The organism is Pseudomonas sp. SF2 (genome assembly GCF_036858055.1).
In the GTDB taxonomy this organism is placed as follows: Bacteria; Pseudomonadota; Gammaproteobacteria; order Pseudomonadales; family Pseudomonadaceae; genus Aquipseudomonas.
Genome location: NZ_JAMBDI010000064.1, coordinates 1 through 24,388, shown reverse-complemented (window position 1 = coordinate 24,388; position 24,388 = coordinate 1). Strand labels below are relative to the sequence as shown.

Below are 24,388 nucleotides of genomic sequence, written 5' to 3'. Positions count from 1 at the left end.
CCCCTCTCAAGACACAAGCGGCTTTAGCCGCGAAAGGGCCAGCACAAGCAGTAGAGACAATGGCTCACTGTATCTGCTGCGGCGTTTCCTCACCCATGCAGCGCACCGCGCGCTTGCGGTTGTCCACCAGCACGCCGGTCAGGCCTTTTTGCTGGGTGTCGAACAGCACCAGCACGCCATCGACGCACTGGGCCACCTGTGGCGCCGGGTCCAGCGAGACCTTGTAGTCCTCGCCAGGGAGGGTCTTGAGCATGGTGAAGTCCTGCAGCAACAGGGCATCCTCGGGCTTGGCGAAATGCAGGTAACCGTAGTACCACAAGGCCCCCACCGTCACGATGATGCTGCCGACACCGGTCAGGATCAGCGGGATGGCGTTGCGTTCTTCACTCATTGCTTGTTCTTCTCGTCAGGGTAATCGGGCACTTCGGCCAGCCGCCGCAGGCCGTTGAAATGGCTGGGGTCGTCGAGGAAACGCAGCATCACCTGACGCCAGGTCGGGTCGGCGAAGGTCTGTACGTGGCCACCACGGGTCAGTTGCAGTACCCGCGGCGCTGGCGCGTGCTGGTACAGGCGGATGCCGTTGTCCATCGGCACCAGGGTATCGTCGATGCTGTGGAAGAACAGCTTGGGCGGGCTGCTCAGCTGCTCGATCGAGCGGATCGCGCTGTCGCCGTCCGGCACCAGCCACGACAGTGGCACCTGCAGCGGCCAGGTCATCCACGAGGTGCTGAGGGCAAAGCGCCCGACCGCACGGTAGCTGGCCGGCACGCCGTCGAACACCAGGGCGCTGAAACGCTGGCGCTGCTCGGGGTGGGCCGCCAGGTAGTGAATGGCCATGGCGCCGCCCAGGCTCTGCCCCAGCAGCACCAGCGGCTTGCCTTTGACCTCGGGCGCCTGGTCCAGCCACGCCATCGCCGCGGCGATATCCTCATACACCTCGGGCAGGCTCGGCTCACCCTGGGACAGGCCATAGCCGCGGTAATCGATCATCAGCACCTGGTAGCCCTGTTCCGGCAGCCAGTAGCTGCCGCCCAGGTGCCCAGGCAGGTTGCCGCCATTGCCGTGCAGGTGCAGCACCGTGCCCTTGACCTCGACCCCGGCCTTGGCAGGCAACCACCAGCCATGCAGGCGGATGCCATCAGCCGTGGTCAGGGTGACATCGCGGTACTCGAGCCTGGCTCGCTCGGGCGTGAACGGCTGGCCACGCTCGGGGTAGAACAGCAGGCTGCTGCAACCACCCAGGCCCAGCAGGATCAAGCCCAGGGTCAGCAGGCGGCAGCACTCAGAGAATGTTCGCGTAGTCGGCTTCAATGCGGTCCAGGCTCAGATGGTTGAGGAAGTTGGAGAAGCACATCCAGGCCGACAGCGCGTTGAGGTCGCGGAACTGCTCGGGCAGGTACTTGGGCGGCTCGACCAGACCTTCCTCGACCAGCTGACGCAGGGTGCGCATGTCTTCCAGAGTGGTCTTGCCACAGAACAGCAACGGGATCTGTTCGAGCTTGCCCTTCTTCACGGCCAACTGAATGTAGTTGTAAACCATGATGAAGCCTTTGAGGTAGGACAAGTCCTTGGTAAATGGCAGGCCATTGGGCACCGACCCACGGAACACCCTGCTGGCGTTGCTGTAGCTCTGCGCCATCTCGAAGCCCTGCTCGCGGAAGAAGTTGTAGATCTGCATGAAATCGGCACCCTCCTCGACCATGTGGATGGCGCGGGTGCGGTTGGTGAGCTTGCGCAGGCGGCTGGGGTAGGAGGCGAAGGCGATCACCTCCATGAGGATGGCCAGGCCTTCCTGGGTCACCGTCGACGAGGGCGGGCCCTTGGCCAGGAAGGTACAGATCGGCTGGTTCAGGCCGTTGAGCGTGGTGCCAACATGCACCAGCCCTTCATGCACCTCCAGGGCGCGCACGTCACGGGCGTTGAACATGGCGTCGGCACGCACCTTGATGTAGTCGGCCCCGGCCGCGGCATCGGCGACGATACCGTCGGACTCGAACACTCGGATTGTCTCCTCGGCCTCGCCGAACACCTTGTTCAGCCGGTGCTGGAGGATTTCCACGGCCTCCTTGGCGGTGAGGTTCTTCGGTTCGTCCTTGAGGTCGCCACGGCCATCGATGTTGTTCAGGTAGTCCGACAGCATCAGACCGAGGTCGGCCAAGGTCGGGTCACCGGCGTGGAAGGCATCCGAGGCAGCGCCGTACAGCTCCTGGGAAATCAGGCCGAAATCCTCGGTGCCGCGCGCTTCGAGCATGCGCACGACCATGCGGTATTCGCGGCACATGCGCTTCATGATCTGCCCGACCGGGTTGAACTGGCCGAGCTGGCGAATGATGTCGCGCTCGATGCCCTGGAACTCGGCCTTGACCGCGCTGGAATCGAACGCCAGCGGGCGCGACTGGTAGTAGGCACGGTCGACGGCCGGCGGCTCCTTGCCCTTGGCCTTGAGGAAGCCCTGGCGGATGTTGTCGTCCCACTTCACCGCGTCCAGCACCCGGATCGGGGTCTGGGCCGCGACGATGCGGTCGGACAGGGCACGGATGGTTTGCTGGTATTCGTCCACCGGGGGACTCCTTATTGGAACAAAGTGCCAAGCCTTGCATTGCCTGAACCGCCCTCTTCGCGGCTAAAGCCGCTCCTACAGGTACTGCAATCCCTGTGGGAGCGGCTTCAGCCGCGAAGAAGCCAGCGCGGTCATTTGCCGGAACGCTGGAACCGCGCCACTTCAACGAACAGGTCGGAGTTGGCCGGGTCGTCCAGGTAAGCCAGCACCCGCGCCGACGGGCTGTCGATCAGCACGCCGTCGCCGTTGTCTTCAGGCACCTCGGTGCTGCGCCCGGTCAGCTCCTTCTTGTCCACCGCCTGCTGCACCTGCTCGACATCCAGGTTGTAGACCACCAGTTCCTTGCCATCGACGATATCGAAACCGCCGATCAGGAAGTTGCCACCCAGGCGCTTGGGCACGCCGGCCGACAGGTACCAGCGGTTGCCGTGGCGCGACACGGTGAACACGTATTCCTCAGGGGCCTTGCCCTTGGCCGTGGCCACCGCCTTGTAGGCATCGGCGCCGCTACGGCTGATCACCAGCTTCAGCGGCTCGCCCCAGGCGTCCTTGCTGCTCCACTTGCCGAGCAAGGCCTTGGGCGCTGCCTGGTTGCTCGGCAAGGGCTCGTGGAAGGTCACCAGACAACCGCCCAGCAGCAGGAATGACAGAGTCAACAACACCACACGCCAGGCTTTCATCAGGTTCTCCTTGAAAAATCGGTCTCGGCTCAGGCCGACGCCAGCACCAGCTGCAGGTATCGGCTAAGCATAGCGAGCATCTGCCCATCGGCTTGCGCGTTGGCATCCTTGAGCAGGCCCTGATATTCCATCTGCTCGATAATCGCCGTCAACATCTGGGCGTCCTGCTCCGGTTGCCGCGAGCCCACCACCTGCAGCAATTGCCGGGTGCCATGCAGCAGGATCTGCTCGTGGGCGCACACCAGTTCGGCCAGGCGCGGGCACAGCAGCGCCTCCTGGCGGAAGGCCTGCTCGGCCATCAGGAAGTCACGGCGGGTCAGCAGTTGCCGCTGTACGTAGTCGGCAGTCATGCGCGCTACCTCATCAGCCAGGCGTGCCCGCGCCTGCGGGCTGCCGTCGCCCTGGGCCAGCAACTGACGCAACACCACCTCGGTATTGGCCCACAGCTTGGCCATGTAGGCGGCGCTGCGCTCGACATACTGGGCGAAGGTATCGGTGAGCAGGTCCTCGATGTCCTTGAAGTAGTAGGTGGTGGCCGACAGTGGCACACCGGCCTCGGCGGCGACGGCGCGATGGCGTACGCCGCGTACGCCATCGCGCACGACAATGCGCATGGCGGCGTCGAGGATCAGCTGGCGACGCTGCTCGCTGCCTTGGCGGGCAGTCTTGCGGCCTTGGTATTGCACGCTTTCGGCGACGGCGGTGGCGATGCCGGCGGCGCCCTGGTGAGGCATTGCGGGTGTCACGGGGGGTACCTCATGGACAGTGTTTCGTCAGTGCCGGCCTCTTCGCGGCTAAAGCCGCTCCCACAGGGACTGCACCAGCCTGAGGGCAGTGGGATCCCTGTGGGAGCGGCTTTAGCCGCGAAAGGGCCGGCACAGGCAATTCAAGTGTACAGGCAAGAAAAAGCCGCCTCGAAAGGCGGCTCGTTCAATTCACTCAGGCCTGCGGACGCATGTGCGGGAACAGGATCACGTCGCGGATCGACGGCGAGTTGGTCAGCAGCATCACCAGGCGGTCGATGCCGATGCCTTCACCCGCAGTCGGCGGCATGCCGTATTCCAGGGCGCGAACGAAGTCGGCGTCGTAGTGCATGGCTTCGTCGTCACCGGCGTCCTTCTCGGCCACCTGGGCCAGGAAGCGCTCGGCCTGGTCTTCGGCATCGTTGAGCTCGGAGTAGGCGTTGGCGATCTCGCGGCCACCGATGAACAGCTCGAAACGGTCGGTAACAGCCGGGTTGTCGTCGTTGCGACGGGCCAGCGGCGACACTTCGAACGGGTACTCGGTGATGAAGTGCGGCTGCTCCAGCTTGTGCTCGACCAGCTCTTCGAAAATCATCACCTGCAGCTTGCCCAGGCCTTCGTGGCCCAGCACCTTGGCGCCGGCCTTTTTGGCGATGTCGCGGGCGCGGTCGACGTCCTGCAGGTCGGCAGCGGTCAGCTCCGGGTTGTACTTGAGGATCGAGTCGAATACCGACAGGCGGGCGAACGGCTCACCGAAGTGGAATACCTTGTCGCCGTACGGCACGTCGGTAGTGCCCAGTACCAGCTGCGCCAGCTCGCGGAACAGTTCCTCGGTGAGGTCCATGTTGTCGCGGTAGTCGGCGTAGGCCTGGTAGAACTCGAGCATGGTGAATTCAGGGTTGTGACGAGTCGAAACGCCTTCGTTACGGAAGTTGCGGTTGATCTCGAACACCTTCTCGAAGCCCCCCACCACCAGGCGCTTGAGGTACAGCTCCGGCGCAATTCGCAGGAACATGGCCATGTCCAGGGCGTTGTGGTGGGTTTCGAACGGCTTGGCCGCGGCACCGCCCGGGATGGTCTGCAGCATCGGTGTCTCGACTTCGAGGAAGTCGCGCTCGATGAGGAACTTGCGGATGTGCGAGATCACCTGCGAACGTACACGGAAGGTGTGGCGGGTTTCTTCATTGACCATCAGGTCGACGTAACGCTGGCGGTAGCGCTGCTCGGTGTCGGTCAGGCCGTGGTGCTTGTCGGGCAGCGGGCGCAGCGACTTGGTCAGCAGGCGCACGTGGGTCATTTCGACGTACAGGTCGCCCTTGCCGGAACGGGCCAGGGTGCCTTCGGCGCTGATGATGTCGCCCAAGTCCCAGGTCTTGACCGCGGCCAGGGTTTCTTCCGACAAGGTCTTGCGGTTGACGTAGACCTGAATGCGGCCGGTCATGTCCTGAATGACCATGAACGAGCCACGGTTGAGCATGATGCGACCGGCAACCTTGACCGGAATCGCTGCAGCTTCCAGTTCTTCCTTGGTCTTGTCCGCGTACTGTTTCTGCAGGTCGTTGCAGTAGCTGTCGCGACGGAAGTCATTGGGGAAGGCATTGCCCTTGGCGCGCTCGGCGGCAAGCTTTTCCTTGCGCAGGGCGATCAGGGCGTTTTCTTCCTGTTGCAGGTCTTGCACTTCGGTCTTGAGGTCGCTCATTTCGTCATTCTTTCCATCAGGTGTGCGGTGCCCCTTTCGGGCAGGGCACGCGATACCGGCCCCAGGCCAGGTACCGCGGCAGTTGTGTACGGTTTACAGCCCCTGCTTGAGGCTCGCTTCCAGGTACTGGTCGAGGTCACCGTCCAGGACCTTCTGGCAGTCGCTGCGCTCGACACCGGTACGCAGGTCCTTGATACGCGAGTCATCCAGCACGTAGGAGCGGATCTGGTGGCCCCAGCCGATGTCCGACTTGCTGTCTTCCAGCGCCTGCGAGGCGGCGTTGCGTTTCTGCATTTCCAGCTCGTACAACTTGGCCCGCAGCATTTTCATGGCGGTGTCCTTGTTGGCGTGCTGGGAGCGTTCGTTCTGGCAGGCCACCACGGTGTTGGTCGGCACGTGGGTGATACGCACCGCCGAGTCGGTGGTGTTCACGTGCTGACCACCAGCACCGGAGGAACGGTAGGTGTCGATACGCAGGTCGGCCGGGTTGATCTCGATCTCGACCTTGTCGTCGATCTCGGGCGATACGAACACCGCGGAGAACGAGGTGTGGCGACGGGCACCGGAGTCGAACGGGCTCTTGCGCACCAGGCGGTGCACGCCGATCTCGGTGCGCAGCCAGCCGAAGGCGTACTCGCCCTTGATATGCACGGTGGCGCCCTTGATACCGGCGACTTCACCTTCGGAAAGCTCGATGATGGTAGCGTCGAAACCACGCTTGTCGGCCCAGCGCAGGTACATGCGCAGCAGGATGTTGGCCCAGTCCTGCGCCTCGGTACCGCCGGAGCCGGCCTGGATGTCCAGGTAGGCGTTGTTCATGTCCATCTCGCCGCTGAACATGCGACGGAACTCAAGCAGGGCCAGGGACTCTTCCAGGGCTTGCAGCTCGGTCTCGACGTCGCTTACGGCGCCTTCATCCTCTTCCTCGACGGCCATGTCGAGCAGGTCCTTGCAGTCGGACAGGCCGTTGGACAGTTTGTCCAGAGTCTCGACGACCTGCGCCAGCATGGCACGCTCGCGGCCCAGGGCCTGGGCGTACTCGGGCTTGTTCCAGACGTTGGGGTCTTCCAGCTCGCGGTTGACTTCGATCAGGCGGTCATGCTTGTGATCGTAGTCAAAGATACCCCCGAATGGACTGGGAACGCTCGGTGAGGTCCTTGATGGTGTTCAGGATCGGTTGGATTTCCATGGGCTGGCTACTCGCACGAATTCGGTGAAAAGCCTGCGAGTATAACCGAGTCCGCCGCAGGGCGGCAGACCCGCCGGGCGGTAGCCTATATATAGAGCATTCGGAAATTGCGCAGCCCCTGTGGGAGCGGGCGTGCCCGCGAACACCGGCGAAGCCGGTGCCATACACCGCGTCGTCTGCTTCGCGGCGGTTCGACGCCTCGACACGCCCGCTCCCACAAGGGAAGGTGACACGCTTTCGAACATTGTTCCCTGTGCGACAGCGCAGCCCAAAGGGCTGGGCAATCTCCCACAGGGGCCGCGCCAGCTTCAGCTTTTCAGGCGATGCCAACCTGGTTGCGCCCGCCATTCTTGGCCTGGTACAGGCCTTTGTCCGCAGCCGAGATCAGCTGCCGGCTATGGCTACCGATAGACGGAGTCTGGGTGGCCAGGCCGATGCTCACGGTCAGGTACGAGTTGGTCACCGGGGCGGTGTGCGGGATGCCCAGGCCGAGTACGGTCTGACGCAGCTTCTCGGCCACCAGGCGTGCCCCACCCGGCGAGGTGTTGGGCAACACCAGGACGAACTCCTCGCCGCCATAGCGCGCCGGCAGGTCGGTCGGCCGCGAACACGAGCCGCGTATCGCCTCGGCCACCTGGCGCAGGGCCTCGTCACCGGCCAGGTGGCCGAAGCTGTCGTTGTAGGCCTTGAAGAAGTCCACGTCGATCATCAGCAGCGACAATTGCTGCTGTTCACGCATGGCCCGGCGCCACTCCAGCTCAAGGTACTCGTCGAAGTGGCGGCGGTTGGACAACCCGGTCAGGCCGTCGGAGTTCATCAGCCGCTGCAGCATCAGGTTGGTATCGAGCAGTTGCTGCTGGCTGACGCGCAGGGCGCGGTAGGCCTCGTCGCGCTGCAGCAGGGTCAGGTAGGAACGCGAGTGGTAGCGAATGCGCGCCACCAGCTCGATGGTGTCCGGCAGCTTGACCAGGTAATCGTTCGCCCCGGCAGCAAAGGCTGCACTCTTGACCAACGGGTCTTCCTTGGTCGACAGGACGATGATCGGTATGTCCTGGGTTGCCGGGTTGTTGCGGTATTCACGCACCAGGGTCAACCCGTCCAGGCCAGGCATGATCAGGTCCTGGAGGATCACCGTGGGCTTGATGCGCACTGCCTGGGCCACCGCCTGGTGCGGGTCGGCGCAGAAGTGGAAGTCGATGTTCTCTTCATTGGCCAGGCCACGCCGCACCGCCTCGCCGATCATGGCCTGGTCATCGACCAGCAGCACCATCGCCGAGTTCTCGTTGGGGGTCGTGAAACCTTCGATCGGTAAATCATTCATACCTGTTCACCCGATCACTACCGGCCTGGCGGCGTGATTCAATACACTTCGTCATTTTGCGAAAAATTCCATCAAGCGCCCGGCTATGCGTTCCAGCGGGCGGATTTCCACTGCAGCATCGATGGCCGCAGCAGCCTTGGGCATTCCGTATACCGCGCTGCTGGCCTGGTCCTGGGCGATGGTCAGGAAACCCTGCTGGCGCATCAGCTTCAGCCCCTGGGCACCATCGCGGCCCATGCCGGTAAGCAATACGCCCACCGCATCGCCGGTCCAATAGCGCGCCACACTTTCGAAGAACACATCGATCGAGGGCCGGTAGATTTCATTGACTGGTTCGGCAGTGTAGGCCAGCTGGCCGTTCTGTAGCAGGCGGATGTGGTGATTGGTGCCGGCCAGCAACACCTGCCCCGGCTGCGGTGGCTCGCCTTCACGGGCCAGGCGCACCGGCAGGCCGGCAGCGCTGCTGAGCCATTCGGCCATACCCGCGGCAAACACCTGGTCCACATGCTGGACCAGCACGATGGCCGCCGGAAACGCCGCCGGCAGGCATTTGAGCAGCACCTCAAGGGCCGCCGGGCCGCCAGCAGACGAGCCGATCGCCACCAAGCCACGGTGCTGGGACGCTGCCCGCACAGGCGCGGCGACCGGGCGGGTAGCCGGTGCGCGCTGCTGGCCAATCAGCCAGCTTATGTTGAGGATCTTGCGCAGCAGAGGCGCTGCCGCTTCGCGCGGATCACCCGCCCCCAGCGCCGGCGTGTCGACCACATCAAGGGCGCCGTGGCCCATGGCCTCGAACACCCGGTGCATGTTCTGCTTGCGGTCGACCGTGACGATGACGATGGCGCACGGGGTCTCGGCCATGATCCGCCGGGTGGCCTCGACGCCGTCCATCACCGGCATGATCAGGTCCATGAGAATCAGGTCTGGCTGCTGCTCGGTGCAGCGCTGCACCGCCTCGGCGCCATTGCCGGCCACCCATATGACCTGGTGCGCGGGCTCGAAAGCGACTACCCGGCGCAGCGCCTCGACGGCCATGGGCATGTCGTTGACGATGGCGATCTTCATCCCTGAGCACCTCCGATCAGCTCAACCACAGCATCCAGCAATGCATCGTCGTGGAAACTGGCCTTTGCCAAATAGTAGTCGGCGCCGGCATCCAGGCCACGCCGTCGATCTTCCTCACGGTCCTTGTAGGACACCACCATCACCGGCAGCGATTGCAGGCGCTGGTCGCGGCGCACCAGGGTGACCAGCTCGATGCCGTCCATGCGTGGCATGTCGATGTCGGTGATCAGCAGGTCGAAGTCCTCGCCACGCAGGGCGTTCCAGCCGTCCATGCCATCCACTGCCACCGCTACGTCGTAGCCACGGTTGCCGAGCAGCTTGCGCTGCAGTTCACGCACGGTCAGCGAGTCGTCAACCACCAGGATGCGCTGGCGCGCCACGCCACGGGCACCGCTGCCGCCGCGTTCGATGCGCTCCAGGCTGCCGGTGCTGAGCAGTTTTTCCACCGAGCGCAGCAGGTCCTCGACATCGACGATCAGCACCACCGAGCCATCGTCGAGCAAGGCGCCGGAGGAAATGTCCTTCACCTTGCCCAGCCGTGGGTCGAGCGGCATCACCACCAGCACCCGCTCGCCTACCAACCGCTCCACGGCCACGCCATACAGTTGCTCGCGCTCGCGGATCACCACCACCCGCAAGCTGCTCTCCTGCGTTTGCCCTGCCGGGCGGTTGAGCAGCTGGCTGGCCGCGACCAGGCCGATGTGCCGGCCTTCATGCCAGAAATGCTGGCGCCCTTCGATCTGCACGATCTCTTCGGCGCTCACGTTCAGCGTGCGCTCGATATGGGCGAGCGGGAAGGCATAGGCCTCGCCCCCCACCTCGACCACCAGGCTGCGCACCACCGACAGAGTCAGCGGCACCTGCAGGTGGAAACGGCAGCCCTGCCCGGCCAGCTGGGTCAGCTCGATCGAACCGCGCAGCTCACGGATCATGTGCTGCACCGCATCCAGGCCCACGCCGCGGCCGGACACCTCGGTGACCTTGTCGCGCAGGCTGAAACCGGGCAGGAACAGGAACGTCAGTAACTCTGCCTCGCTCATCCGCGCCACCGTGTCGGCGGGCGACAGGGCACGCTCGACGATGCTGCTGCGCAGGCGCTCGAGGTCGATGCCGGCACCGTCGTCGATCAGTTCCAGGCTGAGCATACCGGCCTGGTGCGAGGCCCGCAGACGAATCACGCCCTCCTCCGCCTTGCCCGCCAGCAGACGACGCTCGGGCAGTTCGATGCCGTGATCGACCGCGTTGCGCAACAGGTGGGTCAGCGGCGCTTCGAGCTTTTCCAGCACATCGCGGTCGACCTGGGTCTTCTCCCCTTCCACCAGCAGCCGCACCGGCTTGCCCAGCGAGCGGCCAAGGTCCCGCACCATGCGGCTCTGGCCGGTCAACACATCGGCAAACGGCCGCATCCGGCAGGCCAGTGCGGTGTCGTAAAGCAGTTGCGCGCGCTGGCTGGCCTGCCAGCCGAACTCGTCCAGGTCGCTAGCCTGCTGCTGCAGGATCTGCTGGGTTTCCGCCAGCAGGCGCTGGGTCTGTGCCAGGGCTTCGAGCACCTCGCTGCTCTGGCCACTGTCCTCCAGCTGCATGCGCAGGCCGTCGAGCGCCTGCATGCCCTGGCCGTGCATGCGCTTGAGGCGCTGCAGCGTGGCCAGGTAAGGCTTGAGCCGCTGGGTTTCCACCAACGACTTGCTGGACAGGTCGAGCAGGCTGTTGAGGCGGTCGGCGGTTACCCGCAATACCCGTTCCGTACCTTCGCCCGCGCGCTTGCCGGCCTTGCGATGCAGGGCCGGATCAGGTTCGGGCTCCAAGGGCTCGACAGGCAACGGAAAAGCTTCGGCTTGCACCGGCGTTTCCGACACTGCTGGCAAGGCTGGTGGCATGGGGGGCATGACTGCCGCTCCCGGGTCGAGCAGGTTGGCCATTTGCGCGAGGAACACCGGCAGGGTCGCCTGCGCCCCGGTGTCGCCCGGCGTAGCGATGCGCATCAGCAGGTCAGTGCCCTGCAACAGGGCGTCGATGTGCTCGGCGCTAAGACGCAGGCGGCCCTCCTGCGCAGCTACCAGGCAGTCTTCCATGACGTGGGCGACGCTGACACCCTCGTCCACCCCGACGATCCGCGCCGCCCCCTTCAGCGAGTGGGCGGCACGCATGCAAGCCTCGAGCTGGTCGGCCTGCGTAGGGTTACGTTCCAGCGCCATCAGGCCGACGCTGAGCACCTGGGTCTGCGCCTCGGCCTCCAGGCTGAACAGTTCGAGCAACGATGCGTCGCGCATTTGCTCTGGGGTCATGACAGGCTCCGCTGCACGGCAGACAGTAAGTGTTGATCGTCCAGCACTCGCACGCTACGGCCGCGCCATTGCAGGACCGCAGCGGTGAAGTGGGTGGCGTCCTGGCCACTGCCCAGCAGCAGCGGGTCGAGCCGGTGAATGCCGTCGATCTCCTCGACCGCCATCACTACCGGCCCACCCTTGGCGGCCAGGATCAGCATGCGCGGCATCGATCGGCCGCTGCGTGGTTCGCCAGCGCTGGCCTGCACACCCAGCAGGTCGGCCAGTGACAGGCATGGCACCAGCGCACCGCGCACGTTGGCCACCCCAAGCAACACCCGCGAGCGCTGGTGCGGCAGCGAATGCACCGCTTGCAACGGGGCAATTTCGGCCAGGCAGGCAGTGGCCAGCGCCAGCCACTCTTCACCCAGGCGGAACAGCAGCATGGAGCGGCCACTGCTTTCCTCGACGGGCGGCGCCACGGCAGCCTGGTGGTCCTGCATCAACGCATAGCGGTCGAGCAGGCGAGTGGCAGCAGCGGCATAGACCTCGCAGTTGCGGCAGTGAACGTGACGCTCCAGCAGCGGGCACTGTTTGTCGCCGTGCACGCCTATGCGGTTCCAGCAGTCGTCGATGTGCGCGTCATCCTCGGCGAGCAACTGCATCGCGGCTTCCTTCATCGTTCAGACTCCCGGCCAACCCTCGCGGCGCGCTCCTGCAGGCGCCGGGCACCGGCCAGGTCGCCCTGGGCCGCCAGCAAGGCCGCCAGATGCACCAGCGCCTCGGGGTGCTGTGGTTCCAGGTACAGGGCTTTGCGATAATGGGTCAATGCCTGCTGTGCATCGCCCTCGGTATCGCTGAGCAGCCCAAGCCAGTAGTACACCTGCGCCGAAGGCGCGAACTGGTCCAGGTAGCGCTGACATTCGGCACGGGCCGGTTCGCTGGCGCCGGCATTGGCAAGCCGGGCAATGCTGGCCAGCAACTCGCTTGCCTCCTCACGCCTGTGCTCGCGAGCCGGCGCTGGCTTGGCGGCCACGGGCAGCACGCGCAGTGGGCGCGGCAACGCTGCGCTCGGTTGTAAAGAGCCCGGCTTGGCCAGTGTTGGCACTGCGCCCCGCGAGGGCTGCACCGGTGGCGTAACCAGCGCAGCGCCACCGCCTTCCTCGCGCACGTAGGCGAACGACTGGGCAATCCCCAGCGGGCGCATGCCCAACCGCGCCAACAAGCTACCTTCGGCCGGGCCGATGAACAGCACGCCCTGTGGATGCAACAGACGCTTGAGCACCTCGAATACCCGTTGCTGGGTCGGCACGTCGAAATAGATCAGCAGGTTACGGCAGAACACGAAGTCGTACAGGCCATCGCGGCTGGCCAGCGCCGGGTCGAGCACGTTACCTACTTGCAGGCTGACTTGCTCGCGCACCCGCTCATGCAGTTGGTGACCTTCGTCAAGGGCATGGAAGTAACGCGCACGAAAGCCCAGGTCTCTGCCACGGAAGGCATTGCGCCCGTACACGGCCTGCCCGGCCTTGGCCACGGAACTGGGGCTGATGTCCATGCCGTCGATCATGAACGCCCCCGGCGCGATACCGGCGTCGAGCAAGGCCATCGCCAGCGAATAGGGCTCCTCGCCGGTCGAGCAAGGCAAACTGAGCAAGCGCAGCGGGCGCGCCCCGGCCAGCTCGGCCAGGCGTTTGTGCGCCAGGCGGGCCAGGGCGGTGAAGGATTCGGGGTAACGGAAAAACCAGGTTTCCGGGACGATGACGGCTTCGATCAGCGCCTGTTGCTCATCCATCGACTGCTGCAGGTGCAGCCAGTAATCATCCAGGTCCGCGGCGTTCACGGCTACGCAACGCTGGCGCAGCGCACGCTCGACCATGGGCGCGCCCACCGACTCCACGTCCAGGCCGATGCGTTCGCGCAAGAAACGGAAAAAACGCTGTTCGATCATGTCGGCATCCCTGTCGGATCATTCACGTACAGCAACTCGTGCACGGCATCTGGCAACAGTTCGTTGACTTCGATGCGCTGCAACAAGCCCTGCTCATCCTGACGCACCGGGCCAAGGTACGGGGCTTCGCCGCTGTCCATGCCATACGGCTGAAACTCGTCGGGGTGGCAACGCAGGGTTTCGGTGGCCTGCTCCAGGATCAGGCCAAGCTGCAAGCCGCCTCGGTAGTGCACCAGCACCAGGCGGGTACTGGTGCGCTGCGCTGCCGGCTGGCCGAAGCTCAATGCCGCCAGGTCGACCACCGGCACCAGCAGGCCTCGGTGTGCAAGGATGCCTGCGACCCAGGCAGGCGCCTTGGCGATCGGCTTGAGTGGCTGCTGTGGCAGCACCTCGATCACCTCGTACACGCTCAGGGCAAAGCGTTGCTCGCGGATGCGAAACTGTAGATACAACGCCCCCTTCGCGTTGCCCGCCCGCGCGGCGCGCGTTTGCAAGTCGTTCATCGCAGTCAGACTTTGAAGCGCGACACGCCGCCACGCAGGCCCGCGGCCACCTGGCTCAGCTCATCGATGGCGAAACTGGCCTGGCGCAGCGACTCGACGGTTTGGGTGCTGGCATCGCTGAGCTGGGCCAGCGCCTGGTTGATCTGCTCGGCACCCGTGGCCTGGGCCTGCATGCCCTCATTGACCATCAGCACGCGCGGCGCCAGGGCCTGCACCTGGTGGATGATCTGGCTGAGCTGCTCGCCCACCTGCTGCACCTCGAACATGCCGCGGCGTACTTCTTCGGAAAACTTGTCCATGCCCATGACCCCTGCCGACACCGCCGACTGGATCTCGCGCACCATCTGCTCGATGTCGTAGGTGGCCACGGCAGTCTGGTCGGCCAGGCGGCGCACTTCAGTGGCCACCACGGCAAAGCCGCGGCCGTACTCGCCGGCCTTTTCCGCTTCGATGGCAGCGTTGAGCGACAGCAGGTTGGTCTGGTCGGCGACCTTGACGATGGTCACCACCATCTGGGTGATGTTGCTGGCCTTTTCGTTGAGGATGCCCAGTTTGGCATTGACCAGGTCGGCGGCGCCCATCACCTGGTGCATGGTTTCTTCCATGCGCGCCAGCCCCTGCTGGCCGGAGCCAGCCAGGCTGGAGGCCTGATCGGCGGCCGAGGTGACTTCGCTCATGGTGCGCACCAGGTCACGCGAGGTGGCGGCAATCTCACGCGAGGTGGCACCGATTTCGGTGGTGGTGGCGGCGGTTTCGGTGGCAGTGGCCTGCTGTTGCTTGGAGGTGGCGGCGATTTCGGTCACCGAGGTGGTCACCTGCACCGACGAACGCTGGGCCTGGGACACCAGGTTGGCCAAGGCCTCGGCCATTTCGTTGAAGCCGCTTTCGATGGCGCCAAACTCGTCCTTGCGGTCCAGGCTCAGACGCATGCTCAGGTCACCCGAGCGCAGTTTGTCCAGGGCATGGACAATGCGCTGCACGGGGGCAGTGATGGCGCGCAGCAGCAGCAGGCCGCAAATGCCCGCGGCGATGATCGCCAGCAACAGCGAAACCACCATGCTGCCCTTGGCCGTGCTCACGGCGTTGACAATTTCGTTGGTGGCGGTTTCAGCAGAGGTCCGATTGTCTTCGATAACCTGGTTCAGATGCTTGCGCCCATTGACCCAGGCCGGGGTGAGCACCTCGTTGATCAACCGCTGGGCTTCGTCATAGTCGTGCTGACGGTAGGCTTCCAGTACCTGGCCGACGATCTTCATGTAGTTTTCTTCGAGTTTCACGAAGGTGTTGAAGTGGCTCTGGTCGGCTTGACTCAGGATCGTAGCCTGGTAACTCGCCATGTACTGCTTCAGGCGGTCCTCGAAACCTTTGAACAGCTCCATGTCGGCCGAGGTGATTTCACGACGGTTGGACAGGCCCACCAGTTGCTGGCTGGTGACATAGCTGTCGACCCAGGCGCTACGGATCATCGAGCTGTAGTACACCCCGGGAATGCTGTCGCTGCCCACTGCCTGCTCGGCGGATGCGATGGTCGCCAACCGCGAGTAGGCGGCCACGATCATCAGCAGCATGATGGCGATGATCACGGCGAAACTTGCCAGGATCCGTTGGCGCAAGGTCCAGTTCTTCACATTCAGCCCTCAGGAATTCACAACGAGCGGGAAAATCGCCGAAGTATAGCCCAGGCGCCCAGCGGTCATGCGGCTGAAATGTGGAGTGACCAGGTAACCTGCCTGATGGACAGGTCATTTGCTCTCCCTGAAAAGGCGCATTTCTTGTGGGAGCGGCCCATTCGCGGCACAAGGCCGCTCCCACAAAGGCCGCGCCTATTGGCCGGCGGCAAGCCTTGCCTGGCTTTCCAGTTCCTGGCGCAGGGCAGGGTCCAGGCGCAGCTGGCGGGCCAGTTCGTCCAGGTAGGCGCGCTCCATGAAGTTTTCCTGGTCGACCATCATCACGCTGGCCAGGTACATCTCGGCGGCCATCTCCGGCGTTTGCGCGGCACGGGCCACTTCGGCCGGGTCCAGTGGTTTGTTCAGCTCGGCATGCAGCCAGTGCTGCAATTCGCGGTCAGTGTCCAGGCGGGTGAATTCGCCCTCGATCAACGCTCGCTCGCGTTCGTCGATGTGGCCATCGGACTTGGCCGCCGCCACCAGCGCCCGCAGCACCGCCTGGCTGTGCTGTTCGGCCTGGGCCGGCGGCAAGCGGTCGACGGTCTGTGGCTCGGCGGCGGCTACCTGCTGGCGCGCCTGCCAGTTGCCGTAGGCCTTGTAGGCCAGCACACCGAGTGCCGCCAGGCCACCATAGGTGAGGGCCTTGCCGCCATATTTGCGGGCTTTCCTGCTGCCCAGCAGCAAGCCCATGGCGCCCGCCGCCAAGGCACCGCCACCGGCACCGGAAAGCAGGCTGCCAAGGCCGCCGGCACTGGTACCAGGCTTGCCAGAGCTGCCCTTGCCGGCCTGGCTGGCGAGCAAGTCCTGGCCGGACTTGAGCAACTGGTCGAGCAATCCCCGGGTATTCATCAAACGGTCTCCACGTTGGCCAAGGGAGCCGTCAGGTTAAGCCCTGCCTGCCCGATCGCCATGGGGGGATTTGCTTCCGGATGTTGCATTGGCTGGCAAAAAGCCAACTAGACTCGATATCGCCAACACCGCACGCAATCGCACTACGCTTACAACGATCGCTTCAGGCTTGCTTGATGACTGCCCCGACCAAAATCTCCAAGAAGAGGGAACACCATGTCAGTGCACAAGACCGCATTGCTCGGCCTCACCGCCTGCGCCGTGCTGGCCAGCGCCAGCCTGCAGGCTGGCGAACCGCCCAAGGCCCTGGGGCCCGGCGAGGGCCGCCTGGACATCGTCGCCTGGCCCGGCTACATCGAGCGCGGTGAAAGCGACAAGGCCTACGACTGGGTGAGCGGCTTCGAGAAGGAAACCGGCTGCAAGGTCAGCGTCAAGACCGCTGCCACCTCGGACGAGATGGTCAGCCTGATGACCAAGGGCGGCTATGACCTGGTCACCGCCTCGGGCGATGCCTCGCTGCGGCTGATCGCGGGCAAGCGGGTACAGCCGATCAACACCGCCTTGATCCCCAACTGGAAGAACATCGACCCACGGTTGCAGAACGGTAGCTGGTACGTAGTCGACAAGCAGGTCTACGGTACCCCGTACCAGTGGGGGCCGAACGTGCTGCTGTACAACACCGACGTGTTCAAGCAGGCGCCCACCAGCTGGGGTGTGCTGTTCGAGCCGCAGAACCTGCCCGATGGCAAGCCGAACAAAGGCCGCGTGCAGGCCTACGATGGGCCGATCTACATCGCCGACGCGGCGTTGTACCTGAAGACGGCCAAGCCGGAGCTGGGCATCCAGGACCCGTACGAGCTGAGCGAAGCGCAGTACAAGGCCGTGCTGGAACTGCTGCGCCAGCAGCAACCGCTGATCCATCGCTACTGGCATGACGCCACGGTGCAGATGAGCGACGTGAAGAACGAAGGCGTGGTCGCCTCCAGCTCCTGGGGTTACATGGTCAATGGCCTGAAGGCCGAGAAACAGCCCGTGGCCTCGACCATTCCCAAGGAAGGCGCGACCGGCTGGGCCGACACCACCATGCTGCACAGCGAGGCCAAGCACCCCAACTGTGCCTACAAGTGGATGGACTGGTCGCTGCAGCCGAAGGTACAGGGTGATGTGGCGGCCTGGTTCGGTTCGTTGCCGGCGGTACCGGCGGCCTGCACCGGCAGCGAGCTGCTGGGGGCCGAGGGTTGCAAGACCAATGGCTTCGACAACTTCGACAAGATCGCCTTCTGGAAAACCCCGCAGGCCCAGGGTGGCAAGTTCGTGCCGTATAGCCGCTGGACCCAGGATTACATCGCGATCATGGGTGGGCGCTGAGGTTGCCTGAATGCCTGTGCCGGCCTCTTCGCGGGTGAACCCGCTCCCACAGGTAAAGCACCACCCTTACAGGCGGTGATGAACCTGTAGGAGCGGGTTCACCCGCGAAGAGGCCAGCACAGGATTAAGTCAGTTGTCCGGAGCCCATGCATGCCCCTAGCCGTCCAGTTCACCCAGGTTTCCCGCACTTTCGGCGAGGTCAAGGCCGTCGACCAGGTCAGCATCGACATCATCGATGGCGAATTCTTCTCCATGCTCGGTCCCTCTGGCTCGGGCAAGACCACCTGCCTGCGCCTGATCGCCGGCTTCGAGCAACCCACCAGCGGTTCGATCCGCATCCACGGCGTCGAAGCCGCCGGCGTGCCGCCCTACCAGCGCGACGTCAACACCGTATTCCAGGACTATGCACTGTTCCCGCACATGAACGTACTGGACAACATCGCCTACGGCCTGAAGGTAAAAGGCGTGGCCAAGGCCGAACGCCACAGCCGCGCCGAAGAAGCCCTGGCCATGGTGGCCCTGGCCGGCTACGGCGCGCGCAAGCCGGCGCAGCTGTCCGGCGGCCAACGCCAACGCGTGGCCCTGGCCCGCGCGCTGGTCAACCGGCCACGGGTCCTGCTGCTGGACGAGCCGCTGGGCGCGCTGGACCTGAAGTTGCGCGAACAGATGCAGGGCGAGCTGAAAAAGCTGCAGCGCCAGCTGGGTATCACCTTCATTTTCGTCACCCATGACCAGACGGAGGCGCTGTCGATGTCCGACCGGGTGGCGGTGTTCAACCGTGGCCGCATCGAGCAGGTCGACACCCCGCGCAATCTGTACATGCAACCGGCCACCCCCTTCGTTGCCGAATTCGTCGGCACCTCCAACGTTGTGCGCGGCGAGCTGGCCACGCTGCTCAATGGCAGCCCGGCGCCCTTCTCCATCCGCCCCGAACACATCCGTCTCGGCGACCCGGCCACAGCCGGTCAGCATGTCCAGGTCAGCGGCCTGCTGCACGATATCCAGTACCAGGGCAGTGCCACCCGCTACGAGCTGCAACTGGACAGCGGCCAACTACTGGCGGTGAGCCAGGCCAACGACCGCTGGCAGGCGCAGGCACAGGCCTGGCAACCCGGGCAACGGGTACAGGCACACTGGCCCCGTGAAGCCATGACGGTGCTGCGGGAAACCGAGGGCCGCTGACATGAGCACACTGCGCAGCCTGTCCAACCTGCTGTACCGGCGCCCCAACCTGTACCTGGCGCTGCTGCTGATACCGCCGCTGACCTGGTTCGGCGCGATCTACCTGGGCTCGCTGCTGAACCTGCTGTGGCAGGGTTTCTATACCTTTGACGACTTCACCATGGCGGTAACCCCGGACCTGACCCTGGGCAATTTCGCCGCGCTGTTCAACCCGTCGAACTTCGACATCATCCTGCGCACCCTGGGCATGGCACTGGCGGTGTCGCTGGCCAGTGCGGTACTGGCCTTCCCCATCGCCTACTACATGGCGCGCTACACCAGCGGCAAGACCAAGGCGTTTTTCTACATCGCGGTGATGATGCCGATGTGGGCCAGCTACATCGTCAAGACCTACGCCTGGACCCTGCTGCTGGCCAAGGGCGGCGTGGCCCAGTGGTTCGTCCAGCAGCTGCACCTGGATGCCCTGCTGCAAACGGTGCTGGCGCTGCCGGGCGTTGGCGGCAGCACGCTGTCGACTTCACACCTGGGGCGCTTCATGGTGTTCGTGTACATCTGGCTGCCGTTCATGATCCTGCCGATCCAGGCCTCGCTGGAACGCTTGCCGCCGTCGCTGTTGCAGGCCTCGGCAGACCTCGGCGCGCGGCCCGGGCAAACCTTCGTGCAAGTAATCCTGCCGCTGTCGATCCCGGGCATTGCCGCCGGCTCGATCTTTACCTTCTCGCTGACCCTGGGCGACTTCATCGTGCCACAGCTGGTCGGCCCGCCCGGTTACTTCATCGGGAGCATGGTCTATGCCCAGCAAGGGGCGATCGGCAACATGCCGATGGCCGCCGCGTTCACCCTGGTGCCGATCGTGCTGATCGCGGTGTACCTTTCCATCGTCAAGCGCCTGGGGGCCTTCGATGCACTCTGAAAAAGCCTCGACCGGGCTGCGCCTGGCGGCCTGGGGCGGGTTGCTGTTCCTGCACTTCCCGATCCTGATCATCTTCCTGTATGCCTTCAACACCGAAGACGCAGCGTTCAGCTTCCCGCCCAAGGGCTTTACCCTGAAGTGGTTCGCCGTGGCCTTCGCCCGGCCCGATGTGCTGGAGGCGATCAAGCTGTCGCTGCAGGTGGCCTGCCTGGCCACGCTGATCGCCCTGGTGCTCGGCACGCTGGCCTCGGCGGCGCTGTACCGGCGCAGCTTTTTCGGCAAGGAGAGCATTTCGCTGATGCTGATCCTGCCCATCGCCCTGCCCGGCATCATCACCGGCATCGCCCTGCTCTCGGCGTTCAAGACCTTAGGGATAGAGCCCGGCCTGTTCACCATCGTGGTCGGCCACGCCACGTTCTGCGTGGTGATCGTCTACAACAACGTGATCGCCCGCCTGCGGCGTACTTCGCAGAGCCTGATCGAAGCCTCGATGGACCTGGGCGCCGACGGCTGGCAGACCTTCCGCTACATCATCCTGCCCAACCTCGGCTCGGCGCTGCTGGCCGGCGGCATGCTGGCCTTTGCCCTGTCGTTCGACGAAATCATCGTCACCACCTTCACCGCCGGCCACGAACGCACCCTGCCGATCTGGCTGCTCAACCAGCTCAGCCGCCCGCGCGACGTGCCGGTGACCAACGTGGTCGCCATGCTGGTGATGCTGGTGACCATGCTGCCAATCCTTGGCGCCTATTACCTGACCCGTGGCGGCGAAAGCGTCGCGGGCAGTGGCAAATGACCCTGGAGGAGTCCCCGATGCAAACACAGATGCTGATCAATGGCCAGCTGGTCGCTGGCCAAGGCCCGGCCTGGACCGTGCTCAACCCGGCGCTGGGCACTGCCCTGGCGCAAATCAACGAAGCCAGCGATGCCCAGGTGGACAGCGCCGTGCGCGCTGCCGACCAGGCCTTCGACAGCTGGTCGCAAACCAGCCCCAAGGACCGCTCGCAAGCCTTGCTGGCGCTAGCCGACACAATCGAAGCCCATGGCGATGAACTGGCCCGGCTGGAATCGCAGAACTGCGGCAAGCCGCTGAGCGCCGCGCTGAATGACGAGATCCCGGCAATTGCCGACGTGTTCCGCTACTTTGCCGGTGCAGCACGCTGCCTGGGCGGCTCGGCAGCCGGCGAGTACCTGCCGGGCCACACATCGATGATCCGCCGTGACCCGCTGGGCGTGGTGGCCTCGATCGCGCCGTGGAACTACCCGTTGATGATGCTGGCGTGGAAGATCGCCCCGGCCCTGGCTGCCGGCAACACGGTGGTGATCAAGCCCTCCGAACTGACCCCGCTGACCGCCCTGCGCCTCGGTGAACTGGCCCAGGACCTGCTGCCACCGGGGGTGCTGAACATCCTCTTCGGCCGTGGCCAGACGGTCGGCAACCCGCTGGTCAACCACCCCAAGGTGCGCATGGTGTCGCTGACCGGCTCGATCCCCACCGGCGCGCACATCATCAGCGCCACCGCCGACAGCGTAAAACGCATGCACATGGAACTGGGCGGCAAGGCCCCGGTGCTGGTGTTCGACGATGCCGACATCGACGCGGCCATCGACGGCATCCGTACCTTCGGCTTTTACAACGCCGGCCAGGACTGCACCGCGGCCTGTCGGCTGTATGTGCAGGATGGCATCTACGAGCGTTTCGTCGAACGCCTGGGGGCCGCAGTGGCCAGCCTCAAGCCGGGCCTGCAGGAAGCCGAGGACACCGAACTGGGGCCACTGATCAGCGCCCAGCACCGCGACAAGGTCGCGGGCCTTGTGCAACGCGCGGTTGCCCAGCCGCACATTCGCCTGGTGACGGGTGGCAAGGCAATTGATGGCGACGGTTTCTTCTTCGAGCCGACGGTGCTGGCCGATGCGCTGCAGGATGACGAAATCGTGCGCAATGAAGTGTTCGGCCCGGTGGTGTCGGTGACCCGCTTCAGCGACGAAGCGCAGGCGCTGGAATGGGCCAACGACTCCAACTACGGCCTGGCCTCATCGGTCTGGACCCGCGACACCGGCCGCGCCCACCGCCTGGCGGCGCGCCTGCAGTATGGCTGCACATGGGTGAACACCCACTTCATGCTGGTCAGCGAAATGCCCCATGGCGGGCAGAAGCATTCGGGGTATGGCAAGGACATGTCGATGTATGGGCTGGAGGACTACACCTGTGTGCGGCATGTGATGATCAAGCATTGACCGAACCGTTAGCCGAGGGGCTTTGCCCCCTCGTTTAACATCTCAGACATTTCCTTCAAGCTTGATCTACTCCCTCCTACTGCTCATCCATTGAGCCATGCTTGCTGGTATCATAATCTGATACCATGAATAATCATCAACAAGCCACACTTGAAGCAGTACTGAAAAGGCCGGTTCCCAGGACGCTGGAGTGGGCGCGAGTGGAATCACTGTTGGTATCCCTGGGTGCCCGAGTGATTGAAGGACGAGGGTCACGGGTTCGCTTTGAACTCAATGGAGCAGTGGCAACCTTCCACCGCCCTCATCCGGACAGGCACGCAAAGCCCTACCAACTACGAGACGCCCGCCAGTTCCTTGAGCAGGCAGGAGTAATACCATGAATGTCATGACTTACCGCGGCTATGCCGCTCGTATCGAATACAGCGACGAAGACCAGTTGCTGATCGGCCACGTTGCGGGTATTCGCGATGTGATCGGTTTTCACGGCGAATCCATCAGTGAGTTGCGCCAGGCATTCGAAGAAGCCGTGGACGATTATCTTGAGACGTGCGAACGCCTGGGCCGCGAGCCGCAGAAGACCTACTCTGGCAAGCTTAGCCTGCGACTCGAACCTACCCTTCATGCCAGCGTGGCCGCCAAGGCCGAGTTGGCAGAGAAGAGTATCAACCAGTGGGTAAGCGATATCCTCAGCAAAGCCGCCTATAGCTGAGTTGAGAAGCCAACGCGGTCGTTGTAGGAGCAGGGTCATCGAGGCGTCGAACCGCCGCGAACACCGAGCCGCCTTCTTCGCGGGCTTGCCCGCTCCCACAGGTACATCACAGCCCTTGAGGTTAGTGATGTACCTGTGGGAGCGGGTTCACCCACGAAGAGGCCAGTACAGGTAGACCCTAGTCGCGCAAATCCGACTCGTGAATCGGGTTGGCCCGGCTGGTGGCGCGCTGGTATTGCGCTGGCCAGGTGGCCTTGTTGCCGCCCAGGTCGTCGTCGGCGTGCAGCGGCCAGTACGGGTCGCGCAGCAGTTCGCGGGCGAGGAAGATGATGTCGGCCTGGCCGGTGCGCAGAATGTGCTCGGCCTGGGCCGGTTCGGTGATCATGCCCACGGTGCCGGTGGCAATTTCCGATTCCTTGCGCACACGCTCGGCGAAGCGGGTCTGGTAGCCGGGCCCTGTGGGGATTTCGGCATTGACCGAGGTGCCGCCGGAGGACACGTCGATCAGGTCGACGCCCAAGCCACGCAGGCGGCGGGCCAGTTCGACGGTTTCATCCGGGTTCCAGCCGTCCTCGACCCAGTCGGTCGCCGATACCCGCACGAACAGCGGTAACTCGGCAGGCCAGACCTTGCGCACAGCCTCGACCACCTGCAGGGTCAGGCGGATACGGTTTTCGAAACTGCTGCCGTACTCGTCGCGACGCTGGTTGCTCAACGGTGACAGGAACTGGTGCAACAGGTAGCCATGGGCGGCGTGGATCTCGACCACCTTGAAACCGGCCTTCAGGGCACGCTCGGTCGAAGCGACGAAGGCGGCGATCACATCCTGGATTTCGTCATGGGTGAGCTCGCGTGGCGGTGTGTGTTGCGGATCGAAGGCGATCTTCGACGGCCCTACCGGCTGCCAGCCGCCCTCCTCGAGCTTGACGCTGCCTTGCTTGCCCAGCCACGGGCGATAGGTGCTGGCCTTGCGCCCGGCGTGAGCCAGCTGGATACCGGGCACGCCCCCCTGGGCGGTGATGAAACGGGTGATGCGTTGCAGCGGGGCGATCTGGGCGTCATTCCACAGGCCGAGGTCTTCAGCGGTGATGCGGCCATCGGCGGTCACCGCCACGGCTTCAGTGATTACCAGGCCCGCGCCACCCACGGCGCGGCTGCCCAGATGAACAAGGTGCCAGTCGTTGGCCAGGCCATCGACGGCGGAATACTGGCACATCGGCGAAACGGCGATGCGGTTGGGCAGGGTCAGCTGACGCAGGGTGTAAGGCTCGAGCAGCAGGCTCATGAGGGCACCTCCCAAGGACTCCAATGGTGATCCGGCCCGGACACTCAATTGCACGTCCCTGGCCCAGGTCCGGTCATAACTTCAGACTAGACCAGAATGGTTGGGGGGGAGGTTCAATGGGATTTCGGGTGGGGGGCGGGGTGTTTGGATCGAGAGTGATGTCGCCTATGAGATCGAGCGCCGCCCGCGCGGCGCTTCGCGG

The 24,388-nt window shown here is 64.4% G+C and carries 23 protein-coding genes; 7 read left to right on the top strand and 16 right to left on the bottom strand.

Annotated elements, in window-relative coordinates; genetic code table 11:
- Positions 1–64 precede the first annotated feature (64 nt).
- The 15 genes from M2S36_RS24095 to M2S36_RS24025 all read right to left on the bottom strand — a co-directional run bounded on the left by M2S36_RS24095 (position 65) and on the right by M2S36_RS24025 (position 16,491).
- Complete coding sequence (locus M2S36_RS24095; protein WP_207829493.1) at positions 65–391, bottom strand: hypothetical protein; 327 nt, start codon at positions 389–391, stop codon at positions 65–67.
- Positions 388–1,311 carry an alpha/beta hydrolase gene (locus tag M2S36_RS24090; protein ID WP_063911480.1) on the bottom strand — a complete coding sequence of 308 codons (924 nt, stop codon included), beginning with the start codon at positions 1,309–1,311 and terminating at the stop codon, positions 388–390. The genes M2S36_RS24095 and M2S36_RS24090 overlap by 4 nt, the downstream gene beginning before the upstream one ends.
- Positions 1,283–2,560, bottom strand: a complete 1,278-nt coding sequence (locus M2S36_RS24085; protein ID WP_025337939.1) for a flavohemoglobin expression-modulating QEGLA motif protein — start codon at positions 2,558–2,560, stop codon at positions 1,283–1,285. The genes M2S36_RS24090 and M2S36_RS24085 overlap by 29 nt, the downstream gene beginning before the upstream one ends.
- Positions 2,561–2,691: 131 nt before the next feature.
- Positions 2,692–3,240 (bottom strand): hypothetical protein, encoded by a 549-nt coding sequence (locus M2S36_RS24080; RefSeq protein ID WP_063911479.1) that lies wholly within the window; start codon positions 3,238–3,240, stop codon positions 2,692–2,694.
- 29 nt (positions 3,241–3,269) lie between these two features.
- Positions 3,270–3,974 carry a TetR/AcrR family transcriptional regulator gene (locus tag M2S36_RS24075; protein ID WP_063911478.1) on the bottom strand — a complete coding sequence of 235 codons (705 nt, stop codon included), beginning with the start codon at positions 3,972–3,974 and terminating at the stop codon, positions 3,270–3,272.
- 205 nt (positions 3,975–4,179) lie between these two features.
- Positions 4,180–5,682 carry a lysine--tRNA ligase gene (lysS, locus tag M2S36_RS24070; protein ID WP_207829496.1) on the bottom strand — a complete coding sequence of 501 codons (1,503 nt, stop codon included), beginning with the start codon at positions 5,680–5,682 and terminating at the stop codon, positions 4,180–4,182.
- 93 nt (positions 5,683–5,775) lie between these two features.
- Positions 5,776–6,871 (bottom strand): peptide chain release factor 2 gene (gene prfB, locus M2S36_RS24065; protein ID WP_096009945.1). Its coding sequence is split into 2 segments (ribosomal slippage): positions 5,776–6,798 and positions 6,800–6,871, totalling 1,095 coding nucleotides; the frame shifts between segments, so codons are not numbered across the junction.
- A gap of 316 nt (positions 6,872–7,187) precedes the next feature.
- The gene (gene wspR, locus M2S36_RS24060) at positions 7,188–8,192 is read right to left on the bottom strand and encodes a Wsp signal transduction system regulator diguanylate cyclase WspR (protein ID WP_207829500.1); all 1,005 of its coding nucleotides are present in this window, start codon (positions 8,190–8,192) and stop codon (positions 7,188–7,190) included.
- A 51-nt stretch (positions 8,193–8,243) separates the two neighbouring features.
- Positions 8,244–9,257, bottom strand: coding sequence for a Wsp signal transduction system protein-glutamate methylesterase WspF (gene wspF, locus M2S36_RS24055; RefSeq protein WP_207829503.1), 1,014 nt, complete (start codon positions 9,255–9,257; stop codon positions 8,244–8,246).
- Positions 9,254–11,542 carry a hybrid sensor histidine kinase/response regulator gene (locus M2S36_RS24050; protein WP_233693927.1) on the bottom strand — a complete coding sequence of 763 codons (2,289 nt, stop codon included), beginning with the start codon at positions 11,540–11,542 and terminating at the stop codon, positions 9,254–9,256. Before M2S36_RS24050 ends, wspF begins: the two co-directional genes overlap by 4 nt.
- Positions 11,539–12,201, bottom strand: a complete 663-nt coding sequence (locus M2S36_RS24045) for a chemotaxis protein CheW (protein ID WP_207829506.1) — start codon at positions 12,199–12,201, stop codon at positions 11,539–11,541. Before M2S36_RS24045 ends, M2S36_RS24050 begins: the two co-directional genes overlap by 4 nt.
- A complete protein-coding gene (locus tag M2S36_RS24040) occupies positions 12,198–13,472 on the bottom strand; it encodes a CheR family methyltransferase (protein WP_333957984.1) in 1,275 nt (424 codons plus the stop codon). The genes M2S36_RS24045 and M2S36_RS24040 overlap by 4 nt, the downstream gene beginning before the upstream one ends.
- Positions 13,469–13,975 (bottom strand): chemotaxis protein CheW, encoded by a 507-nt coding sequence (locus M2S36_RS24035; RefSeq protein WP_241106325.1) that lies wholly within the window; start codon positions 13,973–13,975, stop codon positions 13,469–13,471. Before M2S36_RS24035 ends, M2S36_RS24040 begins: the two co-directional genes overlap by 4 nt.
- A 5-nt stretch (positions 13,976–13,980) precedes the next feature.
- Positions 13,981–15,603 (bottom strand): methyl-accepting chemotaxis protein, encoded by a 1,623-nt coding sequence (locus M2S36_RS24030; RefSeq protein WP_207829512.1) that lies wholly within the window; start codon positions 15,601–15,603, stop codon positions 13,981–13,983.
- A gap of 195 nt (positions 15,604–15,798) precedes the next feature.
- Positions 15,799–16,491 (bottom strand): tellurite resistance TerB family protein, encoded by a 693-nt coding sequence (locus tag M2S36_RS24025; RefSeq protein WP_207829513.1) that lies wholly within the window; start codon positions 16,489–16,491, stop codon positions 15,799–15,801.
- Between the two features lie 216 nt (positions 16,492–16,707).
- Here M2S36_RS24025 and ydcS point away from each other — a divergent pair, with 216 nt between their 5' ends.
- The 7 genes from ydcS to M2S36_RS23990 all read left to right on the top strand — a co-directional run bounded on the left by ydcS (position 16,708) and on the right by M2S36_RS23990 (position 22,901).
- On the top strand, positions 16,708–17,859 hold the full coding sequence (ydcS, locus tag M2S36_RS24020) for a putative ABC transporter substrate-binding protein YdcS (RefSeq protein ID WP_233693924.1): 1,152 nt from the start codon (positions 16,708–16,710) through the stop codon (positions 17,857–17,859).
- A 150-nt stretch (positions 17,860–18,009) separates the two neighbouring features.
- Positions 18,010–19,041: an ABC transporter ATP-binding protein gene (locus M2S36_RS24015; RefSeq protein ID WP_063911467.1), complete on the top strand. Its 1,032-nt coding sequence runs from the start codon at positions 18,010–18,012 to the stop codon at positions 19,039–19,041.
- Position 19,042: 1 nt separating this feature from the next.
- A complete protein-coding gene (locus M2S36_RS24010; RefSeq protein ID WP_207829515.1) occupies positions 19,043–19,954 on the top strand; it encodes an ABC transporter permease in 912 nt (303 codons plus the stop codon).
- The gene (locus tag M2S36_RS24005; protein ID WP_063911465.1) at positions 19,944–20,750 is read left to right on the top strand and encodes an ABC transporter permease; all 807 of its coding nucleotides are present in this window, start codon (positions 19,944–19,946) and stop codon (positions 20,748–20,750) included. Before M2S36_RS24010 ends, M2S36_RS24005 begins: the two co-directional genes overlap by 11 nt.
- A 17-nt stretch (positions 20,751–20,767) precedes the next feature.
- Positions 20,768–22,192 (top strand): gamma-aminobutyraldehyde dehydrogenase, encoded by a 1,425-nt coding sequence (locus M2S36_RS24000; protein WP_207829517.1) that lies wholly within the window; start codon positions 20,768–20,770, stop codon positions 22,190–22,192.
- A 125-nt stretch (positions 22,193–22,317) separates the two neighbouring features.
- Positions 22,318–22,572, top strand: coding sequence for a type II toxin-antitoxin system HicA family toxin (locus tag M2S36_RS23995; protein WP_087502647.1), 255 nt, complete (start codon positions 22,318–22,320; stop codon positions 22,570–22,572).
- Entirely contained in the window at positions 22,569–22,901 is a 333-nt protein-coding gene (locus M2S36_RS23990; RefSeq protein ID WP_003252175.1) for a type II toxin-antitoxin system HicB family antitoxin, read from the top strand. The genes M2S36_RS23995 and M2S36_RS23990 overlap by 4 nt, the downstream gene beginning before the upstream one ends.
- A gap of 178 nt (positions 22,902–23,079) precedes the next feature.
- Here the strand turns inward: M2S36_RS23990 and M2S36_RS23985 are convergent, their stop codons facing one another.
- Positions 23,080–24,186 carry an NADH:flavin oxidoreductase/NADH oxidase gene (locus M2S36_RS23985; RefSeq protein ID WP_207829520.1) on the bottom strand — a complete coding sequence of 369 codons (1,107 nt, stop codon included), beginning with the start codon at positions 24,184–24,186 and terminating at the stop codon, positions 23,080–23,082.
- Between the last annotated feature and the right edge of the window lie 202 nt (positions 24,187–24,388).